Below are 18,788 nucleotides of genomic sequence, written 5' to 3'. Positions count from 1 at the left end.
GATTATAAAAAAGAATTTTTTCTATTGATTATATTTTTTAATTGTGATACAGCAATTCTTTGTTCTAAATTAAGAAATCTAGGCGATTTATCTAAAATTAAAGCCTGCATGATGTCCATTTAAAAAAAGAAATTATCGGCTATATATTTTAAAAATTAATTTGCACTATTCTTAAAACAAATTAAATCTTTAAAATAATTTATAAAAAAAAAGCCTGAGTCGTAGACTCAGGCTTTTCTAGTATAAGTTAAGCACTCTTTTATGCTCTAACTAATAGTTTATGTGGTGGTGTAAACTGCGTAAGGTTAATGCCTTTCACTGCAGCTTTGTACTCATCCATAGTAGGCGTTCTACCTAAAATTGTAGACAACACAACAACTGGTGTTGATGAAAGTAATGATTCTCCTTTTTTCTCTCCAGAATCTTTTACAACTCTTCCTTGAAATAAACGAGTTGAAGTTGCCATTACGGTATCACCCGGTTCTGCTTTTTCTTGGTTCCCCATACAAAGGTTACACCCTGGACGCTCTAGATATAACATGTTTTCATACCCAGTACGCGCTACTGCTTTAGGTGCATTATCATCAAATTCAAAACCAGAATATTTCACAAGAACTTCCCAATCACCTTCTGCCTTCAATTCATCTACAATATTATACGTAGGAGGCGCAACTACAAGAGGTGCTTTAAACTCTACCTTACCATATTGCTCTTCTACATTCTTAAGCATTTGAGCTAAAATTTTCATATCACCTTTGTGCACCATACAAGAGCCCACAAAACCAAGATCTACTTGTTTAGTTCCTCCGTAATACGAAAGTTGTCTAATGATATCATGCGTGTATCGCTTAGATACATCTGCATTATTAACATCTGGATCTGCAATCATTGGCTCTTCAATCAAATCAAGATCAACAATAACTTCCGCAGCATATTTTGCATTTGCATCTGGAGTTAAAGCTGGCTTCTCTCCTGATTTAATCTCAGCAATTCTTTTATCAGCAATAGCAATCAGTCCTTTAAGAACGCTCAATTTATTGTCCATTCCTTTATCAATCATGATCTGGATTCTACCCTTTGCAATCTCTAAAGATTCAATTAAAGTAGCATCTTCAGAAATACAGATAGAAGCTTTTGCTTTCATTTCTGCTGTCCAGTCTGTAAATGTAAAGGCTTGATCTGCCGTAAGTGTTCCTATATGTACTTCAATAATTTTTCCTTGGAATACATTATCTCCACCAAAAGTCTTTAGCATTTGAGATTGAGTGGCATGTACCACATCACGGAAATCCATATAAGGATTCATTTCCCCTTTAAAGGTAACCTTTACTGACTCTGGAATTGGCATTGACGCCTCACCTGTAGCAAGGGCAAGGGCAACTGTTCCTGAATCTGCACCAAAAGCAACCCCTTTAGACATTCTTGTATGAGAATCTCCTCCGATAATAATCGCCCAATCATCAACAGTAAGGTCGTTAAGAACCTTATGAATCACATCGGTCATTGGCTTATATTTGTTTTCAGGATCTCTAGCGGTAATTAAACCAAAATCATTCATAAACTTCATAAGTCTAGGAATATTTGCCTTGGATTTATTATCCCATACTGATGCTGTATGACAACCAGATTGATATGCACCATCTACAATTGGTGAGATAATTGTTGCTGCCATCATCTCTAATTCTTGAGAGGTCATTAGTCCTGTTGTATCTTGAGAACCAATAATATTTACTTCTACACGAACATAAGAACCTGCATGCAATGTCTTGCCTGGCGTGGTACCAACGGCATTTTTATTAAATATTTTTTCTACAGCTGTAAGCCCTTGTCCCTCATTAGAAACTTCTTTTGAGTTTGCATAAACAGAGACTAACTCAATACCTAAAACCTTCGCTGCAAATGCCTGAAGCTTTTTACCAAACACAATAGCGTAAGAGCCACGAGCCTTAATAAACTCTACTTTCTGAGGCGTTAATGATGCTGAAATGTCCATTAATTCCTTATCGCCATTATAAAGCTTCTTCTCTTTTGTATTCACCGTAAGGACAGTTCCTGTAGCAACAGAATAAGCTTCTTCTAAAACAGGTTCCCCAGCTTCATTACGGATCGTATTACCATCGGCATCTTGCTTTTTTACCCAGTTTTGAAGATCGATCCCTATACCACCAGTAACACTAACTGTTGTTAGAAAAATTGGAGAAATACCGTTTGTACCTGCAATAATTGGAGCTATGTTAATAAATGGAACATAAGGACTCGATTTTATACCTGTCCATAATGCCACGTTATTTACACCCGACATTCTAGAAGAACCAACTCCCATTGTACCTTTCTCTGCAATTAACATCACCCTCTTGTCCGGGTGCTGTTTTTGCAAAGCTATTAATTCATTTTGTTGTTCTTTATTGTGCTCAAATAGACATTGACCATGTAATTCTCTATCGGATCTTGAATGTGCGTCACCCCCTGGAGATAGTAAATCCGTGGAAATATCCCCAATACCAGCAACAAACGTTACGATTTCAATTTCTTCATCTATCTCAGGAAGTTTGGTGAAGAATTCTGCTTTAGCATAACTTTCTATAATTTCTTTAGCTATTTCGTTACCACTTTTGAATGCGCTTTCTAAACGATCCATATCAGCTTCATAAAGAAAAACTTGTGTCTTTAACACAACAGCAGCTTCTTTAGCTATAGCCACATCATTACCTAATGCCAAATCTAACAACACCTCAATAGAAGGCCCACCTTTCATATGCGATAATTGCTCAAAAGCAAAAGCAGGGGTAATTTCTTTAACTATAGATTCACCTAAAATAATTTCTTTTAAGAATTTAGCTTTTACAAAAGCAGCACTAGTCGTTCCTGGCAAAACATTATAGATAAAAAAGTTAAGAGAGTCTTCTCTGTACTCGTTATCTAATTCTTTAATCTGCGCAATGATTTGGCTTAGTAATTCTGCACCATCAACTGGCTGTGGATGAAGTCCCTGATCTTTTCGTTCTTCGATCTGTTTAAGGTAATCTTTATAAATGCTCATATATTTAGAAAATCTACGTTTTTTAACGTTGTTGCAATCTTTCAAAATTACTAAAATCTTCAGGCTAAATAAAAGATTTATGAATTGATTCGATTGATTTTAAGAAAATTTCTAAAAAGGGCATCCAAAAAAACGAATACTACATTTTTTGGTAGTTATTTATAAAATATTCCTTACGAAAACGTTTGAAGTAAAGGAGATTTCTACAGTAATTCACGAATAATGGCATCTTCTGATATACCTTCCGCTTCTGCCTTGTAGTTTTTTATAATTCGATGTCTTAATATTCCTAAAGCAACTGCTTTTACATCTTCGATATCAGGAGAATATTTCCCTTTAATTGCAGCATGCGCCTTTGCTCCTAAAATTAAATTTTGAGAAGCTCTTGGACCAGCTCCCCAATCAATATATTGCTTTACAAAATCTGAAGCACCTTCTAGGTTAGCACGTGTACTATTTACTAATTTTACAGCGTAATCTACCACATTATCTGGAACCGGAATTCTTCTAACTAATTGTTGTATCGCTATAATCTCTTCTGCACCTAATAGTGCATTTATTTCGTTTTTAACATCTGAAGTAGTTGCTTTCACAATAGCAATCTCCTCACTTATAGATGGGTATTTAAGCTCTATAGCAAACATAAAACGGTCTAATTGCGCTTCTGGCAAAGGATAGGTACCTTCTTGCTCAATTGGATTTTGAGTTGCTAAAACAAAATAGGGCGCGGGTAATTTATAATTGACACCCGCAATGGTAACAGAACGCTCTTGCATAGCCTCTAGCAACGCTGCTTGAGTTTTTGGAGGGGTTCTATTTATTTCATCGGCTAAAATAATATTAGAGAATATTGGGCCTTTGATAAATTTAAACTTTCTATCCTGATCGAGAATTTCACTCCCTAGAATATCACTAGGCATTAAATCTGGAGTAAATTGAATACGTTTAAAATCTAAACCTAATGTTTGTGCAATGGTATTTACCATTAATGTTTTTGCCAAACCAGGCACTCCTATCAACAGCGAGTGACCTCCTGTGTAAACAGATATCAAAATCTGTTCTACCACCTCAGTTTGCCCAACAATAATTTTGGCAATTTCTTTTTTTAAAGCAACATGCTTTTCTACCAGATTAGTTATTGCAGCAACATCAGACATGTAATTACTTTTTTATCCAGTTATTTGCAAAATCACAACCTACATTCGTTTCATTTACACTTATATATGTTTCATCAATATGCGCGGCCATCCATTTTGCAATAGCATCTGCTTGCTTCTGAGTTTTCGCCAATTCTTGAATCTTTAGGTAATCTTTAGAAAAATCTGCCTCATGCTCATCATGACGGTTTGTAATTTTCATGATTTTAAAACTAGTACCTTCACGAGCATCGTCTTCTAATATTGGCTGAGATATTTCATTATCTTTTAAGTTACGAATCTGATTGTAAAATGTAGGATCCATATTTGTCAACTCAAATCTAGCACTGTAATCTGCTGGGTTACGCAACTGCCCTCCATCAAATTTTGTTTCTTTCTGATCAGAGAAGTTCAATGCCGCCTCTGCAAAGGTATATTTACCTTCTATAATTTGATTACGAATAGAATCTAACTCTTGCTTTGATGCATCTAAAGCACGCTGCGGCACTTTAGGAATCATCAAAATATGACGTATTTCACGTTCTTGCCCTAAAATCTTTTCTACTGTAATAATGTGGTACCCAAATGTAGTTTCAAAAGGCTCAGAAACTTCACCTACATTTAAGCTAAAAGCTACATCTTTAAATTCCTTTACAAATCCTGTTTGCTTATCAATCTTATAATAACCACCATTCTGCTTAGATCCAGGATCCTCACTATTTAAAATCGCTTTTATAGAAAAACTTGATCCTTTCTCTAAAATATCTTCACGAATTCTATTGAGACGATCTACTACTTTTTGTTTTTCTTCTTCTGGAGCAACAGGTTTTTTTACAATTTGTGCAATCTCTAACTCTGAACCAAAAACTGGACGCTGATCTTTAGGTATTTTATTAAAAAACTGACGCACTTCTTCTGGGGTAATCTCTATCTCCTCTACAATTTTACGTTGCATACGCTCAGAAAGCATACGAAGTTTATTAATCTTGTATAATTCCTCTCTAAAGCTTTCTTCATCGGTTTTTTTGTAAAAAGATAATACTTTTTCCATAGAACCAACTCTAGTTACTAATTGTTGAATTTGGGCATCACTAGTTGCATTCACCTCATCATCAGCTACCAAAATACTATCTTGAACTGCTTGGTGTGCATATAAACGATCCTCCATTAACTTCCCTAACAAACTACAACGCGAAACATCATCAGCAGACACGCCTTGATTCCGCAGGTCTATTAAAGTTTTATCAATATCTGATTCTAAAATTAAATAATCACCAACTACGGCAGCAACACCATCAATCTTAATCCTCTTAAAAGAATTTACAGAGTCTGAAATCATCGGTACAACCGCAACATCTTTTGCTTCTTCCGTAGGGCTTTCTACACCTTCTTCTATAGCACTTTCAATAACTTCTTCTTGTGCATTTAGTATCCCAACAAAAAGTACTACTAAAAGTGTAATCGTGTTCTTAATCTTTAACATAAACTTCAAATTCTTTATCTTTAATTGCATCATCAATAATCTCGGTTTCTAACTTTCTAATTAATTCTAACCGTCTCCTGTTTAATAAAATTTGCTTGATTGATGGTTTTACAAATGATAATGGAGCAGTATCATTCGTATTCAATACATCTGTAACCTTCGCCAAATATACCCCTATTGAATCCTGTAATTCAAAAAATTGTGATTTTTTTAAGTATGCATCCTCATTTTCAAAGGTTAAGGGCGGAATTTCATTGACAATTCTAGAAGCTTTAACCCATATAGAATCATTAAAATTTAAGTTTTTAAATTGTATCCCTATGGAATCTAAAAACTTTATATCTTTCTCATTAAAACGATCTAAACGTGTCGCAACTTGCTCTTTATCTAAAAACTGTGCAGAAAGCTCAATAAACCTTAGTTTAACTAATTTCTCTTTCAACATAAAGTTCTCTTTTTCGTTTTCGTAAAAACTAGTAAGCTGAGCATCTGTAACAATAGTATCTTCTGTCTGACTCACTAAAGCTTCTTTATAAGCTCGGGTATACAAATCGGTCTTATAATTCTCTATAAGCTCATTAAATTCTTTTAATTGCTCTTCGGGCAAATTTATTTTAGATTTAGATAATAGCAACTGCTTGGTAGCCCAATTATTAATATAATTCGTAACAAAAGATGCGCTATCCTCCTTAGAAACATTATCTTTTAGTAAAGCAACAATATCATCTTTATATAAGTAGGAGTTACCCACGCGTGCCAGCGGCTCCCTATCTTCTTTTTTCTTCCAAATTGAACTACAGGAAATGAATAAAGAAATAAGCGCAAAAACGGATACAAAGCGTACCAATTTATTTAAAACAATGTTTTCTAACTGCATCTTGCAAAAATAACAAATAACGGATGTTGTGCAAGTTCCTAATTTCTGACAAATTTCAAGTACTTTTAACTTTCCCTTTAGAATTATCACTGAATTTAGGGATACAATAAATTTAAAACCTGATTAATTTTACACTATGAGCTCCAAAAAAATTAAATTGATTTGGGATTTTCGAGGTCCCGCAGCTGCCAAAACTGCTGAACACCACGTAATACACCTAAAAGAATTTATTAGCGCAGAAAACCTGGAATTAAATATTACAGATGTATTACACTTAAATGACATGTATAGCTTAGCTTTTTTAGTCGTTGAAGAATCTGAAATGTTAAAAGTTAGAGATGCTCTAAAACCACACCGAGGAGAAATTTACAATCCCTAAAAACGCAAACCAATGCTTTCTAAACCTATTGGCATTCTTATATTTTTAATTCTCAGTATGAGCTGTAAAGAAACCCCTCAAATAGTGATTACACATCCTATAGAAACGGCGTTAGAAGCAACATCTACTAAAATAAAAAACGTTGTAGACAGCATAAAACTCCACGAGGTACAATTAAAATTTACGCGAATACGCAGAGAAAATGATGACGTGTTTTTTACAGATTATAATTTTCAAACTAATGAAAGTGATTACTTCTACCCTGCAAGTTCTGTAAAGTTACCCATTGCTGTTTTAGCATTAGAAGAAATTAATAAAATTCCTGATGTAACATTATATACTAAATTTTATATAGAAGGAGACACTATTGAAACAACAGTCGCCAAAGAAATAACTAAAATTTTTGCGGTTAGCGATAACCAAGCTTACAATAGATTGTTTGAATTTTTAGGTCAAGATACCATTAACCAGTCATTACATAACAAAGGGATTAAAAATGTTCGTATCTCACATCGGATGTCTATAGAAAATGCTGACAATATTACCACCAAGCCAATTATCATTTATATGAATGATAGTACAACCCGCGTACGAGAGAGGCGAAGCAATGAAATAATAAAACCTCTTGACCTTCATCATATAAAAAAAGGAAAAAGCTTTATAAACGAGGATGATGAATTCGTAAATGAACCTTTTGATTTTAGTTTGAAAAACTATTATCCTATTGAGGCACAACATGAGGTATTGAAACGAATAATATTTCCGGAGAAGTTTAAAAAAGAAGAACAATTTAATATAAGCACTACCCAAAGAGATTTCCTTCTCACTGCTATGCGTTCATTACCAAGGGAAGCAGGGTATGACAAAACGGAATACTATGATAGTTATGTGAAGTTTTTTATGTTTGGTGACCAGCAAAAACCAATACCCAATACAATTAAAATTTACAATAAAGTAGGCTATGCCTATGGGACACTCACAGATTGCGCGTATATAAAAGATAGCACTAACGCTATTGAATTTTTACTTACCGCTACAATTTTAGTAAACAAGAACCAAACATTCAATGATAACACTTACGAATACGAGGCTGTCGGAATTCCTTTTTTAGCAGAACTAAGCAGACAACTCTACGACCAAGAACTTCAACAAAAAAAGCAATAAGTACTCCAAAGGTGAGTTATCCTTAGGTTACACCCTAGTTTTTATACAAAACACATGAACAACCAACAAGACCAGCTAAAATTACTAGAGCAAAAACTTGAAGACCTTTTGGCTAAGCAAGAAAACTTTGCCACAAACCTAATGGCTGCTTATAGAGAAATAGAACAACTTAAAAAAGATCTATCTACAGAAACTCCTCTTACCAGCACTATAAAAGAGACTACCGCTGCAACAGAACCTCCAACGATAACAAATGAGGTTAAAGCACCTGCAGACATACCTGTAGAAAAAATACAAGCTGAGCAAATTGCCATTCCTACAGAAAAGCAACAAAACCTGGAAGTAGCCCAAAAAATTTCAGACCAGGCGCAAGCAGAGACATTTACCAACCAGGATACTAAAAACGAAACAGTTAGTACAAACACCTCAAGAATACCAGAAACAAAATCGAGTTTAGAAAAATTTATTGGAGAAAACTTAATTAATAAAGTTGGAATCCTAATTACCATTATTGGGGTTATCATTGGCGTAAAATATAGTATTGAAAACAATCTTATTAGCCCATTAACACGAATTATTTTAGGCTACCTACTTTCTTTTGGAATATTAGGAGTTGGTCTAAAACTAAAAGAAAAGTACCTAAATTTTAGCGCCGTATTGGTTAGCGGAGCTATAACCATGATGTATTTCATCACCTTCATGGGATATGATTTTTATGGACTATTCCCGCAGCTCCTTGCTTTTGGCATAATGACACTCCTTACCATTTTTACAGTGGTCGCCGCCATAAATTACGACAAGCAAGTGATTGCCCATTTAGGATTAGTAGGTGCTTATTCTATTCCATTTTTACTAAGTAATAATTCTGGTAATGTAACTGCACTTTTTAGCTACATGACCATTATCAATATTGGGATTCTTATAATTTCATTTAAAAAATATTGGAAATCATTGTACTATGTATCCTTTAGTTTTACCTGGTTAATTTACCTAGGATGGATCTTAAAAGACTATTATTACGTTGAAGATTTTAGATTTGCATTTACTTTCTTGAGTATCTTTTTCATACTTTTCTATTGCATGTTTTTAGCTTACAAGACCTTGAAAAACGAAAAGTTTCAAGCCACAGATGTCATTTTACTTTTCATTAATTCATTTTTCTTTTACGGTATTGGCTATTATCTACTGAACTCGCATGAAACGTTTGGAAAAGAATTATTAGGACTATTCACCCTTGGCAATGCTGTGATTCACTTTATACCAACCGTGATCGTTTACAAAAAGAAGTTAGTGGATAAAAAATTATTCTACTTGATAGCGGCACTAGTACTTACTTTTATCACGATAACTATTCCGGTTCAACTAGACGGCAGCTGGGTTACTATATTATGGTCTGCTGAAGCCGCACTGCTTTTCTGGTTTGCTACCACGAAGAAAATTACGGTATACAAAAACCTTTCCTATATATTAATGGTCATTGCATTTATAAGCCTCCTGGAAGATTGGTCTCATATATATGATTTACACCCTTCTAAGGAAAAAATAGCCCCTATTTTTAATAGTAATTTCTTAAGCTCTGTAGTCGTTATTACAGCTTTCGGATTTATTACCTGGCTGAATAAAGCTCAGAAATTCCAAGATTTAGAAGTGCCTAAAAAAGCAATGGATAAGATCATGGGATTCTTAATTCCTGTAGGATTACTTTTAATTTGCTATTTAGCCTTCTCCCTTGAAATAAATATGTACTGGGAGCAACAGTTCTTAGATTCATTTATAAACTACACCAACGAGGACGGTAATTTAAGCAGCACACGAAATTACAACTTATTAGATTTCAAAAGTATTTGGCTTATAAATTACTCCTTATTGTTCTTTTCTATTTTGGCCGTAGCAAACATCAAGCTTATAAAAAACAGAACATTAGCCATTGCAAACTTTGTTATTAATAACATCCTTACATTTATATTCTTAATTGGAGGGTTATTAATCATCAGTACACTTAGAGAAAATTACGTTACACAATATCTGGGTGAACATTACAACATTGGCAGCTACTTTCTCTATATAAGATATATTTCATTAGCCTTTTTAGCATTTCTAGTATACACCGTCTACTGGTACACCAAACAAGACTATTTGAATTTAAAAATTAAGAATATGTTTCAAATATTCTTATACTTTATTACCCTATGGATACTAAGCAGTGAACTTTTGCATTGGATGGATCTTGCAGGAGCTTCAGGATTATATAAAATGAATTTAAGTATTCTCTGGGGAGCTTACTCTTTATTCATGGTAATTATCGGTATCTGGAAAAGAAAAAAACACATTCGTATCAGTGGAATTAGCCTATTTGGACTTACACTTGTAAAACTTTTCTTTTACGATATAGCCGATCTAGATACCATATCTAAAACTATTGTATTCGTCTCATTAGGATTGCTTTTATTATTAATTTCATTTTTATATAACAAATACACCAAACAGATTGAAAATGACCCAAAAGACTTATAAACTTTTATTTATCTTGTTTTTAGTGAGTTCAGGCCTCTTTGCTCAAATGAAAACATATCAATTCAAGCGAGAAATCAAGGATATTTCAGAGCAATGGCAGCGCATAGAACTACCTGAATCTCTATACGGGAAGACGAAAATGAATCTTGCTGATATTCGAATTTATGGTATTACGAAGAAGGATACTATAGAAGCTCCTTATGCCTTGAAAGCAACAAAGAGTATCGAAAAAATTGATGATGTGGCTTTTGAATTAATAAACGAAAGCCATACTGAAGACAACTATTTCTATACTTTTAAAATAGATAATGATTCTAAAATAAATGAAATATATTTAAATTTTGAACAACTAAATTTTGATTTCACTATTAAAGTAGAAGGCGGTCATAATGATAAGGAATGGTATACTATTAAAGAGGATTACCGAATTCTTTCCATAGAGAATGGGATAACTAGCTTTAATTTCACTACAGCTAAAATACCAACTTCTACCTATAGTTACTACAGAATAACAGCAAACACATCAGAAGATCCTGAATTAAAAAGCGCTAAAATTTTCGAAAACAATACCATCCCAGCGGAATACAACACATATGTTCCGTTAAAAACAGAAATTACAAAAAATCAGAAAACAAAAGAAAGCGTTGTTACTGTAGAACTAAAAAATGCAGTACCTCTAAGTCACATAAAAGTGAACATTCTGGATAATGTAAATTACTTAAGACCAATTCACATAAGTTATGTTAGCGATAGCATTAAAACCACTAAAGGCTGGCATTATGAATACCGAAGTTTAGCTTCTAGTATATTGAGCTCTATTAATAAGAATGAATTTGATTTTATCAGTACTCGAGTAAAAAAACTAAAAATCACCATTAGCAATCAAGACAACGAAGCTTTAAAGGTTGGTACTATTCAATTAAAAGGGTATAAGCATGAATTAATTGCTAGGTTTAACCAACCTGCTCAATACTTTTTGACTTACGGAAACCCAACAGCTTCTGAGCCAATTTATGACATTAATTTAATGGACAAAGTAGTTCCTAAAACTGCAAAAACTGCTGCATTAGGAAAAGAATTAAGTAGTGAAGCTAAAATACAAGAGCCCGAAGCCAAACCTTTATTCGAAGATAAAAAATGGCTTTGGGCTATTATGATTTTAATAATTTCTCTGATAGGATACTACACTATTAAAATGATTAAAAAGACCTAAACAGGTTCTCCGTACAAATCAAAATCTGCAGCTTCCGTGATATTTATATTCACAAAGTCGCCCACTTTTAAATAGAATTTAGAAGCATCAATAAGCACTTCATTATCTACGTCTGGAGAATCAAACTCGGTTCTACCAATAAAATGAGGTCCTTCTTTTCTATCAACAATACAACGAAGTGTCTGTCCCACTTTTTCTTGGTTTAACTCCCAAGAAATTTGGGATTGAATTTCCATAATTTGAGAAGCACGTTCTTGCTTTACATCTTCAGGAACATCGTCTACCAAAGTATAGGCATGTGTATTTTCTTCATGGCTATAGGTAAAACATCCTAAACGTTCAAAACGCATTTCTTCAACCCAGGCTTTCAAGGTCTGAAAATCTTCTTCTGTTTCTCCCGGATAACCAACAATTAAAGTAGTTCTAATAGCCATTTCAGGAACCAAAGCCCTAAAATCGTACAATAACTTTGTTGTTTTTTCTTTTGTAGTTCCCCTACGCATACTTTTCAAAATAGCATCTGAAATATGTTGTAGTGGAATATCTAAATAATTACAAATTTTCGGTTCTTTTTTCATCAACGCCAACACATCCATAGGAAAGCCCGTTGGAAATGCATAATGCAAACGAATCCATTCAATACCATCAACCTTTACTAGTGCCTCAAGAAGCTCTGCAAGATTTCTTTTCTTATAAATATCTAAGCCATAATACGTTAAATCTTGAGCAATTAAAATTAATTCTTTAACTCCGTTTGCTGCTAATTTCTCAGCTTCGATAACTAAATTTTCTATTGGTGTACTTTTATGCTTTCCACGCATAATAGGAATGGCACAGAAAGAACAAGGCCTATCACACCCTTCTGCAATTTTCAAATAGGCATAATTTTTAGGAGTAGTCGTTAATCGCTCACCTATTAATTCATGCTTATAATCTGCTCCTAATGCTTTTAATAAACCAGGCAACTCTGTAGTACCAAAATATTCATCTACATTCGGAATTTCCTTTTGTAAGTCTGGCTTATAACGCTCACTTAAACACCCCGTAACAAAAACTTTATCTACAATACCAGCTTCTTTTTTTTGTACGAATTCTAAAATTGTATTAACGCTTTCTTCTTTGGCATTTTTAATAAAGCCACAGGTATTTATCACTACAATATTTCCTTCTCCTTCATGTACAACGTCTTTTTTATTGGCTTTTAGTTGTCCCATTAAAATTTCCGAATCGTACACATTTTTAGAGCAACCTAATGTTACGACGTTAATTTTATTCTTCTTAAGTGTTTTTGTGCGCATAGCTTAAATTAAAGTGCAAAAATACAACAAGGAAAAAGATCAGACTTATTTATATTGATTTTTATTGATGCCGCACTATATTACCGTTTAAACATTCAAATCTCTATGATTGGTTCTAAAACTTTAGAGACCATATCCCTGAATAACTAAACTAGAATGGTAATAACCGAACCGCCATATTAGGTAATTTAAAAGAAACAAATAAAAAACCTAGTTACGCCACCCCAGCTACTAAGGACATCTAACACTACATTAACCCATAACGAAACATAAAAATAGACCTATCACTTTAGAGAAAAGTAATCAAAAAAGTACACGTAGTTCTCATTGAAAACCAGTTAATCATAAGAATAGGAAGCACCGGCACAGATAAAAATTTCTCCTAAGGCAATTTCAACAATGAGCTTTAGGCCAAAATAAATATTTTAATTATACCCCTTAGGCATCTTTCTAAACTTCGTTGCATTCTCAAAAGCAGCACCAAGTTGCAGCAATTTATCTTCCTCAAACTGTTTCGCTATAAACGTTAAACTTACTGGTTCTCCTGTAGCCCTGTAGCCCATTGGCACCGTTAGAGCCGGATATTTTGCAGCAGCCGAATAACCCGAATGATAATTATTGATACTTAAAATAGCATCTAAATTATCACGTTCTAACACGTCATCGAAGTACGCTCTACTTTTCTGTTCTAAATCAGCAATAATCAATTTTAAACTCGCAAGCGAAGTAGTATCAGCAACTATACCCTCGAATAATGCTTGACCATATGGAATTCTAGTTAGCGAATCTTTCTTATTAAACGCTATAACATCCTCAATTGAAGTTACTTCAACAAGATTTTTATTTTTTACGTTTTGCTCAATGTAGTTCGGCAAATCATTTTTCATATCAATATTTAAAATACTTAGAAACCCTGTTAATTCTAATTGCTTTGGACTAAAGAGAACTACTGTTGCCCCCAGAGTTTGTAAATGCAAAATAGTTGCGGCATAAATAGTATCTGATTCTATTAAATCCTTAAAAGCCCCAAAGCGCTTACCTTGTAAAGAAGTAGGCAAACTAACAGCCTCAATATAATTTTTAAAAGTATCTACTGATTTTATGTCTGAAAGATCTTTACCCGTCATTGCTGATAATAATATGGCATTATCAATCGTGTTTTTTGTCATAGGTCCGGGGGTATCTAAGGTACTAGAAATAGGAACAATTCCGCTTCTACTCAATAAACCAATAGTAGGCTTTAAACCCACTACAGAATTCTGACTAGAAGGAGAAAGTATAGATCCTGAGGTTTCTGTACCAACGGCAGCCACTGCATAATTTGCTGCAATCGAAGTACCACTTCCTGCACTAGAACCTCCTGTTTCAAAAATTTTACGCCCGTAAGGATTCAACGTTTGGCCACCTACAGCACTATAACCTACAGGACAACCTTCACATAAAAAATAAGCCCATTCACTCAAATTTACTTTACCTAATATTAAAGCTCCATTTTTCTTTAACCGTTCAACAATAAAAGCATCATCTGTTTCATTATCCATGAAAGCTATAGCACCCGCAGTAGTCTTCATACCATACGTGTCTATATTATCTTTTAGTAAAATTGGCATTCCATAAATTGGATGCCTACTTTCATCAGGATTTTCAGCAAGCGCTTCATCACATTTACGCGCTTGATCTAAAATAGCTTTATTTAATGCTAGGATTGTATTTAAAGTTGTTTCATTATTCAATTCATATTTATAAATACGATATAAATAAAAAAGCACAAGGTTTTCATAGCTTAAGTTTCCATCCTTAATATTTGCTTGTATTGTTAGAATATCTTGCTCTAATACAAAGGGCTTCCATTTTTCATAATCCAGCTCTGAAATTTTTGACACTTCATTATAAAGAGGAACAAACACATCGTTCTTATCTAAAACCTTAGATTGCACTAGCTTGTATTGCATTCGCGTATTCTCATGATTTGCATTCGCTACTATTTCCAATGAATCATTATAAGGGTGCCAAATTACCTGTGCTTCTTTGACACTACTTTTCTCCTTACAAGAGAACACCAATACCAATAAAAAAAGTACCGCAAGATTTTTCATATGTTTTTATTTATATTTTAAAAGTACCAAAAAGGTATTACAAAATTATCACAACCATTATATACAAAAAAAAATCTCTAAACATCAATGAATTGATTGTTTAGAGACTCCGCTTTGAAAGCGTAAGAATTCTTATTTATTACTAAAGAAAGAATCTACGAACTCATACTTATTAAAAACTTGAAGATCTTCAATACCCTCACCTACTCCAATATAACGTACTGGAATTTTAAATTGATCTGAAATACCAATTACCACTCCGCCTTTTGCTGTGCCATCTAATTTAGTGACCGCTAATGAAGTTACATTAGTAGCTTTCGTAAATTGTTTTGCTTGTTCAAAAGCGTTTTGCCCAGTAGATCCATCTAAAACCAAAAGCACATCGTTTGGTGTATCTGGAACAACTTTTTGCATAACTCTACTCACTTTTGAAAGCTCGTTCATTAAGTTTATTTTATTATGAAGTCTTCCGGCTGTATCAATAATAACAACATCAGCATCACTTTTTACTGCAGAACTCAATGTATCAAAAGCCACAGAAGCTGGATCACTTCCCATCTGCTGCTTAATTATAGGAACACCTACTCTATCTGCCCATATTTGTAATTGATCTATAGCGGCAGCTCTAAAAGTATCACCCGCACCCAAGACAACTTTATACCCTTGCTTCTTAAATTGATACGCTAATTTTCCTATAGTTGTTGTTTTACCAACTCCATTGACACCAACCACCATAATTACATAAGGTTTTTTGTCTTTAGGAATTGTAAACTCTACATCTTCTCCAGAGTTTGTTTCGGATAATAAACGCGCTATTTCCTCTCTTAAAATTTCATTAAGCTCATCTGTACCAACATATTTATCCTTAGCAACTCTCGCCTCTATTCCTTTAATAATTTTTAAGGTAGTATTTACACCCACATCAGAAGCAACCAAAACCTCTTCCAAATTATCTAAAACATCATCATCTACTTTAGATTTACCTGCTACAGCCTTACCTAATTTTCCAAAAAATGAAGTTTTGGATTTCTCAAGACCTTTATCAAGTGTTTCTTTCTTCTTAGAAGAAAATATCTTTTTAAATAAACTCATAGTGTTAAAAATTCGTTGTATCAAATATATGAAACATACTTGATTAATACTTAAACAAAATAATGGAAAGACGGTTCATGTTTATTGGATTTACCGGGAGATTAAAGCTTTAAACAATCCACACTATTTCAGGTATAAAAACAAAAAAGCCACTCTCGTTATGAAAGTAGCTTTTATCAATATAAAATTGAAATGTCTTATTTTTTACTCAACCAAGCACCAACTTCTTCAGGTGCCATAACTGACTCTGTAAATGTATAAGCACCTGATTTAGGTGACTTAATCATTTTTATAGCCTTAGTCAATCTTTTAGAACTGGTTTGTAAACTTGCTACCGTTTTCTTTGCCATGATTTATAATTTTTATCATTCCCGTATGGACGGAAAATTACTTAATTTCTTTATGAACAGTCATTTTCTTTAGAACTGGATTGAATTTCTTAAGTTCAATTCTATCAGGAGTGTTCTTCTTATTTTTTGTTGTAATGTATCTTGAAGTACCAGGTTGTCCTGATTCTTTATGCTCTGTACATTCCAAAATCACTTGGATTCTATTACCTTTCTTAGCCATTATACTAGATTATTTTTTCGGATTACTTAGTTAATCCATTTGCTTTAGCTTCTTTCAATACTGCACTAATACCTTTCTTATTGATAGATTTTAATGCACGCGCAGATACCTTCAAAGTAACCCAACGGTCTTCTTCTTCAATATAGAAACGCTTTTTGGAAAGATTTACATTAAATCTTCTTCTTGTCTTATTAATGGAAAACGATACGTTGTTTCCAAACATAGCTCTCTTTCCGGTAATTTCGCAAACTTTTGACATATCGCTAGGGTTTGTGTTATTTTTAAACAGGCTGCAAATTTATATCTTTTTTATCGGACGTACAAAATTCTTTTTTAATATTTTGAAATTTCTTTTTTCAACATCTCAAGTGCCTTATTTACAGACTTTTGCACAACCCTTTCTCGCTGACTCCCCATCATAAACTTCTCAGAATGGACTCCTTTTGGTGTTGCAATTGCAATATAGACGGTTCCAACCTCCTTATTAGAGTCTCCTTTTGATGGTCCTGCGTTACCTGTAGTCGAAATTGAGAAGTCCGTTTTTAACAACTCTCGAACATTAGACGCCATCGCTTCTGCAACCTGAGCACTCACCACTGTATGCGCTTTAATTAAGTCCTTTGAGACTTTCAAAACATTAATTTTAACTTCCGTAGCATAACTCACTACACTTCCTTTAAAATAAGCTGACGCGCCCGGCATTGCCGTTATTTGTTCCGCTATAGTTCCTCCTGTAAAACTTTCTGCGGTAGACAATGTCCTATTTTTTGATGTCAGTAGCTTAGCTATTACTGCTTCAATAGTTTCATCATCTTCTTCACCGTAAATTACATCAGCAATTAAATCATATAATTTTCTAGCCTCTACCGCTATTGTTTCCTCCACTATTTCTTTTACAGGTCCTTTACTACTTAATCGTAGCCGCACTTTTCCCAAACTTGGCAAATAAGCTAATTTTACACTAGAAGGCAGTGCATTCTCCCAATCAGAAATACGATCAGCCAAAGCGCTTTCGCCAATGCCGTACGTATTTACTGTTCTATGAAGGATAAATGGCCTATTGAATTCTTTTTGAATTTTCGGGATTACCTCATCCTGAATTAAATATTTCATCTCAAAAGGTACTCCAGGAAGAGAAACAAAGACAGTATTATTTTTTGTCATCCACATACCAGGCGCAGTGCCATTAGCATTATGTAAGACTGTTGCCTTAGACGGCACAAGTGCCTGATCTATGTTTACTTGCAAAAGAGGAGACGTAGAAATATATTTCTTGAACAATTCTTTAACATGATCTAAAACCATATCATTTTGCACCAAGTGATCATCAAAATATTCACAAAGTGTATGTTTAGTAATATCATCTTTAGTAGGCCCTAAACCTCCCGTAATTATAACAATATCAACTCTGGATTCAGCGTCAGCTAAAGCCTGTAGAATTTGATTTTTATCATCCTGAATAGAAGTGATTTGATATACAGATACTCCTATTTTATTAAATTCTTTACCAATGTATGCTGAATTTGTATCTACAATCTGACCGATAAGAATTTCATCACCAATGGTAATTATCTCTGCATTCATTTAAAGATTGAAGTCTTTTTTAAGTTCAGAAATTACTTGATGGATATCTTTTTTTAACATAGGAAATTTTTGATCCAATGTTAAATCCTCAGCTCCAATCTTACCTATATTCTCTATTTCTAGGGATGCTGCGCGCGCTTGTTCCATTCCTAGCAAATCTACATTAGGCTTAATCTTATGCGCTAATTGATAGATATTGGAATAATCTTTTTGACCTATAGCCATTTCTAACTGCTCCAAATCCACAGGAACTTCGTCGAGAAAAGCAGAAACAACGGATTGGATAAAATCCTCATCACCATCTGCCAACTCTTTAATTTTATCCAAACTATAAATCATTTG

The 18,788-nt window shown here is 33.8% G+C and carries 16 protein-coding genes; 4 read left to right on the top strand and 12 right to left on the bottom strand.

Translation table 11 applies throughout. The features are described from left to right. Positions 1-259 precede the first annotated feature (259 nt). The 4 genes from CELAL_RS12130 to CELAL_RS12115 form a co-directional block, all read right to left on the bottom strand. Positions 260-3,040: a bifunctional aconitate hydratase 2/2-methylisocitrate dehydratase gene (locus CELAL_RS12130; protein WP_013551201.1), complete on the bottom strand. Its 2,781-nt coding sequence runs from the start codon at positions 3,038-3,040 to the stop codon at positions 260-262. 203 nt (positions 3,041-3,243) lie between these two features. Next, on the bottom strand, positions 3,244-4,197 hold the full coding sequence (locus tag CELAL_RS12125) for an AAA family ATPase (RefSeq protein ID WP_013551200.1): 954 nt from the start codon (positions 4,195-4,197) through the stop codon (positions 3,244-3,246). 4 nt (positions 4,198-4,201) lie between these two features. Continuing rightward, on the bottom strand, positions 4,202-5,659 hold the full coding sequence (locus CELAL_RS12120) for a peptidylprolyl isomerase (protein WP_013551199.1): 1,458 nt from the start codon (positions 5,657-5,659) through the stop codon (positions 4,202-4,204). Continuing rightward, on the bottom strand, positions 5,646-6,536 hold the full coding sequence (locus CELAL_RS12115; protein WP_013551198.1) for a peptidylprolyl isomerase: 891 nt from the start codon (positions 6,534-6,536) through the stop codon (positions 5,646-5,648). The genes CELAL_RS12120 and CELAL_RS12115 overlap by 14 nt, the downstream gene beginning before the upstream one ends. Before the next feature lie 136 nt (positions 6,537-6,672). On the opposite strand from CELAL_RS12115, the gene CELAL_RS12110 reads away from it, so the two are divergent. From CELAL_RS12110 to CELAL_RS12095, 4 genes are read left to right on the top strand one after another with little or no spacing between them, the layout of a single operon-like run. Then, the gene (locus CELAL_RS12110) at positions 6,673-6,915 is read left to right on the top strand and encodes a hypothetical protein (protein WP_013551197.1); all 243 of its coding nucleotides are present in this window, start codon (positions 6,673-6,675) and stop codon (positions 6,913-6,915) included. Between the two features lie 57 nt (positions 6,916-6,972). Then, the gene (locus tag CELAL_RS12105; protein WP_240927967.1) at positions 6,973-8,079 is read left to right on the top strand and encodes a serine hydrolase; all 1,107 of its coding nucleotides are present in this window, start codon (positions 6,973-6,975) and stop codon (positions 8,077-8,079) included. 54 nt (positions 8,080-8,133) lie between these two features. Next, on the top strand, positions 8,134-10,593 hold the full coding sequence (locus CELAL_RS12100) for a DUF2339 domain-containing protein (RefSeq protein ID WP_013551195.1): 2,460 nt from the start codon (positions 8,134-8,136) through the stop codon (positions 10,591-10,593). Beyond that, positions 10,574-11,806, top strand: coding sequence for a DUF3999 family protein (locus CELAL_RS12095; protein WP_013551194.1), 1,233 nt, complete (start codon positions 10,574-10,576; stop codon positions 11,804-11,806). Before CELAL_RS12100 ends, CELAL_RS12095 begins: the two co-directional genes overlap by 20 nt. Here the strand turns inward: CELAL_RS12095 and rimO are convergent. The 8 genes from rimO to CELAL_RS12060 all read right to left on the bottom strand — a co-directional run bounded on the left by rimO (position 11,803) and on the right by CELAL_RS12060 (position 18,785). Beyond that, positions 11,803-13,104, bottom strand: a complete 1,302-nt coding sequence (gene rimO / locus CELAL_RS12090; protein WP_013551193.1) for a 30S ribosomal protein S12 methylthiotransferase RimO — start codon at positions 13,102-13,104, stop codon at positions 11,803-11,805. The two genes, CELAL_RS12095 and rimO, sit on opposite strands and share 4 nt — an antisense overlap. Before the next feature lie 425 nt (positions 13,105-13,529). Further along, positions 13,530-15,200, bottom strand: coding sequence for an amidase family protein (locus CELAL_RS12085; RefSeq protein WP_013551192.1), 1,671 nt, complete (start codon positions 15,198-15,200; stop codon positions 13,530-13,532). A 132-nt stretch (positions 15,201-15,332) separates the two neighbouring features. Further along, a complete protein-coding gene (ftsY, locus tag CELAL_RS12080; RefSeq protein WP_013551191.1) occupies positions 15,333-16,292 on the bottom strand; it encodes a signal recognition particle-docking protein FtsY in 960 nt (319 codons plus the stop codon). A 197-nt stretch (positions 16,293-16,489) separates the two neighbouring features. Beyond that, on the bottom strand, positions 16,490-16,642 hold the full coding sequence (locus tag CELAL_RS21885; protein WP_013551190.1) for a DUF4295 domain-containing protein: 153 nt from the start codon (positions 16,640-16,642) through the stop codon (positions 16,490-16,492). A gap of 37 nt (positions 16,643-16,679) precedes the next feature. Next, positions 16,680-16,862: a 50S ribosomal protein L33 gene (rpmG, locus tag CELAL_RS12075; RefSeq protein WP_013551189.1), complete on the bottom strand. Its 183-nt coding sequence runs from the start codon at positions 16,860-16,862 to the stop codon at positions 16,680-16,682. Between the two features lie 22 nt (positions 16,863-16,884). Next, the gene (gene rpmB / locus CELAL_RS12070; protein ID WP_013551188.1) at positions 16,885-17,121 is read right to left on the bottom strand and encodes a 50S ribosomal protein L28; all 237 of its coding nucleotides are present in this window, start codon (positions 17,119-17,121) and stop codon (positions 16,885-16,887) included. A gap of 74 nt (positions 17,122-17,195) precedes the next feature. Continuing rightward, positions 17,196-18,446, bottom strand: a complete 1,251-nt coding sequence (locus CELAL_RS12065) for a competence/damage-inducible protein A (protein WP_013551187.1) — start codon at positions 18,444-18,446, stop codon at positions 17,196-17,198. Further along, on the bottom strand, positions 18,447-18,785 hold the full coding sequence (locus CELAL_RS12060; protein ID WP_013551186.1) for an Hpt domain-containing protein: 339 nt from the start codon (positions 18,783-18,785) through the stop codon (positions 18,447-18,449). Positions 18,786-18,788 lie beyond the last annotated feature (3 nt).

The organism is Cellulophaga algicola DSM 14237 (assembly GCF_000186265.1).
Classification (GTDB): domain Bacteria; phylum Bacteroidota; class Bacteroidia; order Flavobacteriales; family Flavobacteriaceae; genus Cellulophaga; species Cellulophaga algicola.
This window is presented reverse-complemented; position numbering and strand designations above follow the sequence as displayed.